Origin of the sequence: Desulfofundulus thermosubterraneus DSM 16057, from assembly GCF_900142025.1 — a bacterium.
In the GTDB taxonomy this organism is placed as follows: Bacteria; Bacillota; Desulfotomaculia; order Desulfotomaculales; family Desulfovirgulaceae; genus Desulfofundulus; species Desulfofundulus thermosubterraneus.
Genome location: NZ_FQZM01000071.1, coordinates 1 through 7738 on the forward strand (window position 1 = coordinate 1; position 7738 = coordinate 7738).

General features: G+C 51.8%; 9 protein-coding genes and 1 pseudogene. 5 read left to right on the forward strand and 5 right to left on the reverse strand.

What is annotated here, in order from left to right; all coding sequences use genetic code 11:
- Positions 1-34 precede the first annotated feature (34 nt).
- On the forward strand, positions 35-289 hold the full coding sequence (locus tag BUA65_RS16970) for a hypothetical protein (protein ID WP_242656344.1): 255 nt from the start codon (positions 35-37) through the stop codon (positions 287-289).
- Between the two features lie 299 nt (positions 290-588).
- Here the strand turns inward: BUA65_RS16970 and BUA65_RS16975 are convergent, their stop codons facing one another.
- Genes BUA65_RS16975 through BUA65_RS16990 form a run of 4 tightly spaced genes read right to left on the reverse strand, consistent with a single transcriptional unit; the run spans position 589 to position 4783 of the window.
- On the reverse strand, positions 589-1671 hold the full coding sequence (locus BUA65_RS16975) for a YkvI family membrane protein (protein ID WP_072871507.1): 1083 nt from the start codon (positions 1669-1671) through the stop codon (positions 589-591).
- 32 nt (positions 1672-1703) lie between these two features.
- A complete protein-coding gene (gene menC, locus BUA65_RS16980) occupies positions 1704-2813 on the reverse strand; it encodes an o-succinylbenzoate synthase (RefSeq protein WP_072871509.1) in 1110 nt (369 codons plus the stop codon).
- 3 nt (positions 2814-2816) lie between these two features.
- Complete coding sequence (locus BUA65_RS16985; protein WP_072871512.1) at positions 2817-3650, reverse strand: GNAT family N-acetyltransferase; 834 nt, start codon at positions 3648-3650, stop codon at positions 2817-2819.
- 44 nt (positions 3651-3694) lie between these two features.
- Positions 3695-4783 carry a M20 peptidase aminoacylase family protein gene (locus tag BUA65_RS16990; RefSeq protein WP_242656385.1) on the reverse strand — a complete coding sequence of 363 codons (1089 nt, stop codon included), beginning with the start codon at positions 4781-4783 and terminating at the stop codon, positions 3695-3697.
- Positions 4784-5106: 323 nt separating this feature from the next.
- Here BUA65_RS16990 and BUA65_RS16995 point away from each other — a divergent pair, with 323 nt between their 5' ends.
- The 4 genes from BUA65_RS16995 to BUA65_RS17010 all read left to right on the forward strand — a co-directional run bounded on the left by BUA65_RS16995 (position 5107) and on the right by BUA65_RS17010 (position 7412).
- Positions 5107-5322, forward strand: coding sequence for a hypothetical protein (locus BUA65_RS16995; protein ID WP_072871516.1), 216 nt, complete (start codon positions 5107-5109; stop codon positions 5320-5322).
- Between the two features lie 284 nt (positions 5323-5606).
- A complete protein-coding gene (arsB, locus tag BUA65_RS17000) occupies positions 5607-6662 on the forward strand; it encodes an ACR3 family arsenite efflux transporter (protein WP_072871518.1) in 1056 nt (351 codons plus the stop codon).
- Positions 6663-6777: 115 nt separating this feature from the next.
- Complete coding sequence (locus BUA65_RS17005) at positions 6778-7020, forward strand: thioredoxin family protein (protein ID WP_072871520.1); 243 nt, start codon at positions 6778-6780, stop codon at positions 7018-7020.
- Between the two features lie 14 nt (positions 7021-7034).
- A complete protein-coding gene (locus BUA65_RS17010; RefSeq protein ID WP_072871522.1) occupies positions 7035-7412 on the forward strand; it encodes a putative zinc-binding protein in 378 nt (125 codons plus the stop codon).
- Positions 7413-7491: 79 nt separating this feature from the next.
- On the opposite strand, the pseudogene BUA65_RS18925 reads toward BUA65_RS17010, so the two are convergent.
- Positions 7492-7738 (reverse strand): annotated as a pseudogene (locus BUA65_RS18925) (group II intron reverse transcriptase/maturase); the annotation flags it as partial.

Sequence of the window (7738 nt, forward strand, 5' to 3'; positions counted from 1 at the left end):
GACCTTTTTTCGGGTGGTGTGGAGGTAAAAGAGCATGGCAAAAGCAAAAAAACAAAAGAAGAAAAAAGAAAGGTCGTTGTTAGAAAAGGGGGCTACGATAACGTATCGCTGTTTGCAGTGTAATGTTGAAGAAGAGATCCCGGAAGAGGTGGTCCAGTATTTTGATCTGGTTGATCCAGGGGACCCGACTATGCCACCCAGATTTGCCTGTGAAAAATGTGGGGGAGAAATGCACCCTAAAGAGCCGTGGCAAAACAGTTTAGAAGACAGTTTAGAAGACATTTTCTAGAAGAGGAAGAACCGCCCGAAGGGCGGTTTTTTTACTGCTGCGTCCGGGCATGGGCGGGGCGGGGGAGTTGACCAGGGCCGGGGGAGCAGGAAGCCATTTGTATAGTGCTCTTTGTGAAGATGAGTGCAAGGCGTTGAAAAAAAACCGCCGTCCGGACAGGCTCAGTGATCTCGCTAAACCCTGGTAGCCCTGGGTCTCCGGACAGGCTCAGTGATCTCGCTAAACTGCGCGCGATAAAGATAACCTATTGGGGTGTCAAATGCGGATCAAAGGAAATCGTTATCGTTGTTGAACTGTGGTCAGGGAGTTTCCTTACCTAACACTGTATCCGGTTTTGGCCTGGTGCGGCTCCGCAGCCAGCTAAGTAAAATAGCGCCCATCATGAGAAAACCCAGGTAACCCATGGCGGGGTAGACCGTACCAACCAGTTTGGTAAAACCAAAGAAACTGGAAACCAGAGCCAGTATACCGCTGGCCAGCACTACCGGAAAAAACGCCGGTGTTCCCGGTTGTACGAGACGGGCGGCAAAAGCGTACAGCATGCCAACGGCAGTGTTATAAATCATGCCCAGTATGATCACCGACATGGCTACGGCTAGCCAGGGCGCAATTTTGTTGGCCAGGAAGACGGTGGGCATGGGAATTCCCTCCACCCGGTTGAGAATAGTCATCATGGACAACCCGATCAGGAGAATGAGTGTCCCCAGGCCCAGTCCCCCCAGGATGCCGCCAGTGCGGTTCAGCCGGTGATCCTTCATGGCACCGCCTATGGAAATCAGCATTGGTGCCGTCGCAGCCAGGTTATACGAGACATAGAGGATGGCCCCGATAATCCAGTTCGGTGCGGCAGCATTGGCTGGCTTGGCGTACTGACCCACTGTATGCAGGTTCATACTTTCGCCAGTCAGGGAATAGACGGTGATAATGATTATTGCCAGCATTAGAAAAGGAGTAACCAGGCTGATGGCCGCGATAATACGCTCTATACGCATAAGCAAGGTGAGCAAAACAATGGCTAACATTCCCAGGCTGCCATAAATAGTGGGCAGGCCGAATTGCTGGTTAAATAATGCCCCTGCTCCAGCCAGCATGACTGCAGCCACTCCAAAGAGAAAGAAGGTAACCGTCCAGTCAACCACTGCACCTATCCACGGGCCGCAAATGCGGTAAATGCTGTCCTTGTGAGAAGTGGCCTGCATCTCCTGCCCCAGTTCCAGCAGTTGTACACCGTAAAAGCAGAAAAGAAAGGTGGCAATTAAACCGCCCAGAATTCCCCACCAGCCAAACCAGGTAAAAAATTGTAAGATCTCCTGACCCGAGACAAAGCCTGCTCCCACTACAATACCTATATATGCTCCGGCAATAGACAGCGCTTTTTTCATTAGTGTGCCTCCTCTTGCATTTTTCTAGTACTCTATGGGCGAAAAGTCTCGCTGTACATGGTGAATTCATCAATACGTTCCCGCACCGGCTCATAACCCAGACCCGGTCGCTCCGGTACCCGGATCAGGCCGTTTTCTACAGTAACCTCCGGTTCTATCAAATCCTTCTCCCAGTAGCGGCTGGAAGCGGCTGTATCTCCCGGCAGGGTGAATCCGGGCAGGGTCGTAATGGCTATGTTATGGGCACGGCCGATACCGGATTCAAGCATGCCGCCACACCAAACGGGTAGACCCTTTTGCAGGCAGAAATCATGTATTTTGCGGGCTTCGGCCAGGCCGCCCACCCGCCCGATTTTAATGTTAATGATGCGGCAGCTGCCCAATGCTACAGCCTTGCGGGCATCTTCCAGGGAATGAATGCTTTCATCCAGGCAAATAGGTGTGCGCAATTTTTTCTGCAAAGCAGCGTGGTCGATAATGTCGTCGTGGGCCAGGGGCTGCTCAATCATCATCAGGTTAAACTGATCCAGTTCGGCCAGATGGTCGATGTCATCAAGGGTATAGGCAGAGTTAGCGTCGACCATCAGGCTGATATCCGGGAAGCGGTTACGCACGGCGGCAACTACATCCAGGTCCCAGCCCGGCTTGATTTTAATTTTGATCCGCCGGTATCCTTCGGTCACGTATCTCTCTATGAGCGATAACAATTTAGATACAGAATCCTGAATACCAATACTAATGCCCACTTGTATTTCCGTGCGTTCTCCACCTAAAACCCGGTACAAGGGGAGATTCTGTTGCTTGGCGTAAAGATCCCATAATGCACCTTCCAGTGCCGATTTAGCCATATTATTGCGGCGGATGTGGCTGAAAATAGATGACACTTCCTGTGGATGGCTAACAGGTTTTTGCCACAGAAGGGGGATAAGGAATTCTTTCATGATTAACCAGTTGGTTCCCACAGTTTCTTCATTGTAGAAAGGTTCTTTCATGGCCACAGATTCGCCCCAACCGCTACGGCCATCCTTGTCCCGCACTTCGACCAGAATGAAGTGCTTGTCCCATTGGGTACCGAAACTTGTAGTAAAGGGTGATTTCATGCGCATGGACATGGCTCGCAAGGTGATGGAATGTAGTTGCATAGCTCATTCTCCTTTCTGCCAGGGCGCCTGGGGTAATGATAAAAGGCGACGTTGCACAAGCAGGTATTCGTGCACCGGTTCTCCCCGGTGACAGCGGAAACCGGCTACTGCCCAGCCAGCGGCAAAACTGCGGGTAAACACCTGCCGGGTGGCTTGCCGCCATGCTTTAGCCAGTTCCATGTCTTTTTGTTTAATGTCCTGGAAATAGGCCGGTACGGCCACGCTCAGGATCTGCGCATCCGGAATGTTATCAACCACCTGTACGGGTTGGGGCAGCCCGCCGGCGGTTAACTGCCAGCGAAGGAGGTCTTGTTCATCTCCTTGTGGTAAAGGTGGCCTGTCCTGATCTATCCACCATTCCACCTGAAAGCGGTCGGATGGTAACCCCTGATTCAATTGGTCAGGCATATCTCCATAACAATCTTCGATATAAGTGGAGCATACTACTCCCAGCTTGCCTACGTTAAGATAACCGTTAGCCGTTTCCAATGGATCGTAAGTCCAGGTTATCAGCCGGTAACCGTGGGCCAGGGCCGCTTCTGCCTGCGCCCTCTTCAACCGTTCACCTATGCCCCGGTGACGCCAGCCGCTTTTAATGCCCATCATGTGAGAGCAAAGATAAACCTGACCATTTAAAAAGCCGGGGAAGCTGTAAAGCATACCCACCATTTCCTCTCCATGAAAGGCTCCGATCAAGATGCCGCCGTTTTTGGCTACCGTCAGTGTTTGATGGATGGGAACGGGTGATTCCATTTTCCAGACCGATTGTTCTACTTCCTGCATACTTCGCATTTCCGGTATGGTTTTTAAATGCCGGAGCACGATGTCTTCCTGCATAGAGGTTCCTCCTTTTACGTCCTTAAATCATATCGCATAAACCATCAGGTTTCAGTGCAGGCGTACCAGACTGCCCGGGTGAGGATTTCCGCGCCGTCCAGCAGGTAAGCCCGTTCGAATTGCATCCCGGGGTGATGCAGCCCGGGATAAAGGTCACATCCCAGCCCGAGCATGGTGGCCTTAATATGCGGGCGTAAGCGAGTATAAAAGTGAAAGTCTTCGGCTCCCGGCGTAAGGATGGGCGGAGCCAGATTTTCCGGGCCGACGGTGTCGGTAATGGCCCGGGCCATGATGTCCCGGGCTTCTTTGCTCACTTCTGCGGCCGGCATGTCTATTCCCCGGGTAAGCGTAATTACCGCACCATAGGCTGCAGCCACATTAGAAGCCACGCTTTCCACTTTTTGCACCAGCTCTTTCAGCTGCTGGTTGGTTTGTGCCCGTAAATCCAGGGTAAATACAGCCCGATCGGGGATGATATTCCCGGCTTCCGTACCTGCGTTGATACGGGTCATTTTTATCGAAGCCGGCTGCAGCGGATCCCAGCGCAGGGCGTGCAGCATTTGTACCAGCGCCGCGGCCACTTCGATTACGTTAACTCCCAGGTGGGGGCGGGCACCATGTGCACTTACCCCTTGAATCTCACCGTTAATAAGATAGGCCGCTCCATTCAGGATAGCCGGCGAAGCCTGTCCACCCGGTAATTCCTGTCCCGGCCTGAGATGCACTCCGAATAGAAAGGACACATCATCTACGGCCCCTTTCTCTACCAGGTGCAGGGCACCTTCGCCCTTTTCTTCAGCCGGCTGGAAAATTATTTTCACCCGGGTCCCGGCAGGTAACGGCAGTTCCATTAGGGCTGCAGCGGCAGTGAGCACCATGGCCATGTGGGCGTCGTGGCCGCAGGAGTGGATCATGCGCTGCCCCGTGTCTGTCTGGTGGCAGAGTGCATCCATATCCGCCCGCAAAGCTACGGTAAAAGATCCCTTTCCCCATACGCCGAGCACGCCGGTGCAATCGTGGTAAGTAATTGTTTCGTAACCCAGTCTTTCCAAATTATCTTTCAAAAAACTGGTGGTCTTTATTTCCTGCCAGCCAGGCTCGGGCATGTTGTGCAGGCGATTAAAAACATCCATTAAGTAAGGGCTCCATTTTTTCCGGTGAAAATTAAACTCCCGAAAGGAGGCCATAATTTTTACCTCCAACACTTTTGTAGTGTACGCTTCATTTGTATTAAAGGAAATTAGCTTCTGATTCATTATAGTGTCAGGCGGCTGTAAAGGCAATAGGGATTACCCATCAAAGGCATTCGGGACTGTGTCCATACGTGGAAGAAGGATACGAATGGGCCGTGGACCTGGACATCAAGAAATACTTTGACCGGATAAAATGCCTTGTTTTATTTAATAAAGTATAATATAATAAAAAACGAATATAAGGAGTCCGGAGGTGCGAGTTTATGCAGGATTGCCGTCGGTGTGGCGTTGGAATAACTGTGGAGGAAGACCCACGCCTCATTTTTTGCTACGCCACTAAAAGGCTGATTCCGGCCGAGCAGCAACTCCATGGCTGGCAGTGCCTCTACTATATGCAAAGAATAATCGAGGACGGAAAGCCGCTTTCGCCCGAGCAACACTATCTTTTGAAGCAGGCGGAGCTGGACAATAAAAAGTGAAGAGTACCTTTCAAATAGGTGCCCGGCGGGCACCCTAATCCTTCAGGTGGGAAATTGGGGTGGTAAAGTTTTGCAGATTAAAGATATTGGGCCTGAGGAATTTTTCAAGAAACTGCATCGCTGGATACTTGAATTATGCGAAGGAGGTGGTTGATTTTATGCAATATCGGCGCTACCAGCCGGCTGTTTAAGAAAGGTATCGCAAAAAGTTGCTCCGGCTCCGTACAAAAAAGGGTATTATAAAAAGCCAGGAACAACAGAATAAAAAACAGGAGGATTACTAGATGGCAGAGTCGGTGACACGCAGACTTTCATTCTTCGACCGTTATTTAACCGTCTGGATTTTCCTGGCCATGGCTGTTGGAGTGCTGGGTGGCTACATATACCCGCAAATTGCCAACTTTTGGGGCAGGTTTCAGGTGGGTACGACCAATATACCCATTGCCATTGGCCTCATCCTGATGATGTACCCGCCCCTGGCGAAAGTCCGCTACGAAGAGCTTCCCGCGGTCTTCAGCAATAAAAAGATATTAACCCTGTCCCTGATCATGAACTGGGTTGTCGGCCCGGTAGTTATGTTCTCCCTGGCCATACTGCTGTTGCGCGATAAACCGGATCTGATGGCCGGTGTTATCCTGGTAGGGCTGGCCCGTTGTATAGCCATGGTTCTGGTCTGGAACGACCTGGCCGAAGGCAGTCCGGAATACGCCGCCGGGCTGGTGGCCTTCAACGCCATATTCCAGGTGCTTACCTATTCTATTTACGCTTATATATTCCTTACGGTAATTCCTGCCTGGCTGGGCCTTTCCAGCGTTCTGGTGAATGTTTCCATGGCTGAAATAGCCAAAAGCGTTTTCGTTTACCTGGGGATTCCATTTATTGCGGCAATCATTACCCGTACCGCGATGGTCGGATCGAGGGGGCGGGACTGGTACGAGCAGAATTTTATTCCCAGGATCAGGATGATTACCCCGATCGCCCTGTTGTTTACCATCCTGGTGATGTTTTCCTTGAAGGGTGAGGTGATCGTTACATTACCTGTTGATGTAATCCGGGTGGTCATCCCTCTTACTTTATATTTTGTGTTCATGTGGCTGGTCACCTTTTACCTGGGGAGATTGATTGGAGCGGATTATGCAACTACAACCACCCTTGCCTTTACCGCCGCCAGCAACGACTTCGAACTGGCCATCGCAGTGGCCGTGGCGGTCTTCGGCATCAACTCCGGGCAGGCCTTCGCTACCGTTATCGGTCCCCTGGTGGAGGTGCCCGTGCTGATCGGCTTGGTCAACGTGGCCCTTACCTTCAGGCGTAAATATTTCGCGCACGAATTGCGCTGAGCCAGCCAGTTTTTCAAATGTTACCGGCTTTTGGCAGGTTCCGTTCCACGGGATAGCTATTCTGGCATAATCAATGCCGGTAATATGCCAATAAATCATGGAGGTGCAGATTGTTATGGAGATCAAGATTTTCGGCACCGGTTGTCCAAAATGCAAGGCTTTGCACCAGGCAGTGGTTGAGACGCTTAATGAGATGGGCTTGAGCGCCGACGTTAAGAAGGTGGAAAAGTTGGATGAGATCGTGCAGGCAGGGGTCATGCTTACCCCGGGCCTGATGGTCAACGGCAAGCTCAAGGTGTTCGGCAAGGTGCCCGGAAAAGAAGACATCAAGCGTTACATCGAGGAAGAGAAACAATAAGGGGGGATTTTGGAATGGCCGATACCTGTACCTGTGCGGCGGCACCGGTGCTCATCTTTCCGTGCTCCGGTGGTTCAAATGTCGGTCAAATAGCCAACCAGGCAGCCGTAGAGCTCACTAAGGAGGGGGTGGGGAAGCTCTTTTGCCTGGCCGGGATAGGCGGTCATGTGGAAAGCTTTATTGAATCTTCAAAGGGAAACCGGCTGGTGGTCATCGACGGCTGCCCGACGGCCTGCGCCAAAAAAATTTTTGAGCATGTAAATCTGCCGGTTACCGATTATATAGTCGTTACCGGGCTGGACATCAAAAAGAATCATAATTTCGACCTCGAAAGAAATGACATCGAGAAAGTTTGTGCGGAAGTGAAGAGACGCCTGCAGTGTAATCTGTAAATCACAGACATCGAGTAGGAGGGGGCGGCTAGCCCCCGTCCTCTCACACCACCGGACATGCGGGTCCGCATCCGGCGGTTCACCAAGCTTGACGAAGACTTTGATAGCGTTCGGTTAAGCTCATCAGGCCCTGGGACTGCCAGTAGGCGTTGCCCAGGGCTCTGTTCATTGGCCCGTGGGCCATCCGCCATGGCCCTCTGCGAGCGTTGGCGAATTCATGTACTACCCATTCAGGCAGTCCCAGTGCACGCAGCTCGCGGTATCTTGTCCGCACTCGCTTCCACTGCTTCCAGAGGCACATGCGCAGCCTCCTCCGCATCCAGCCT

Excerpts from the sequence above, each read along its gene's own strand:
- BUA65_RS16970 (WP_242656344.1), top strand. The coding sequence starts at position 35 with ATGGCAAAAGCAAAAAAACAAAAGAAGAAAAAAGAAAGGTCGTTGTTA.
- BUA65_RS16975 (WP_072871507.1), bottom strand. The coding sequence starts at position 1,671 with ATGAAAAAAGCGCTGTCTATTGCCGGAGCATATATAGGTATTGTAGTG.
- menC (WP_072871509.1), bottom strand. The coding sequence starts at position 2,813 with ATGCAACTACATTCCATCACCTTGCGAGCCATGTCCATGCGCATGAAA.
- BUA65_RS16985 (WP_072871512.1), bottom strand. The coding sequence starts at position 3,650 with ATGCAGGAAGACATCGTGCTCCGGCATTTAAAAACCATACCGGAAATG.
- BUA65_RS16990 (WP_242656385.1), bottom strand. The coding sequence starts at position 4,783 with ATGGATGTTTTTAATCGCCTGCACAACATGCCCGAGCCTGGCTGGCAG.
- BUA65_RS16995 (WP_072871516.1), top strand. The coding sequence starts at position 5,107 with ATGCAGGATTGCCGTCGGTGTGGCGTTGGAATAACTGTGGAGGAAGAC.
- arsB (WP_072871518.1), top strand. The coding sequence starts at position 5,607 with ATGGCAGAGTCGGTGACACGCAGACTTTCATTCTTCGACCGTTATTTA.
- BUA65_RS17005 (WP_072871520.1), top strand. The coding sequence starts at position 6,778 with ATGGAGATCAAGATTTTCGGCACCGGTTGTCCAAAATGCAAGGCTTTG.
- BUA65_RS17010 (WP_072871522.1), top strand. The coding sequence starts at position 7,035 with ATGGCCGATACCTGTACCTGTGCGGCGGCACCGGTGCTCATCTTTCCG.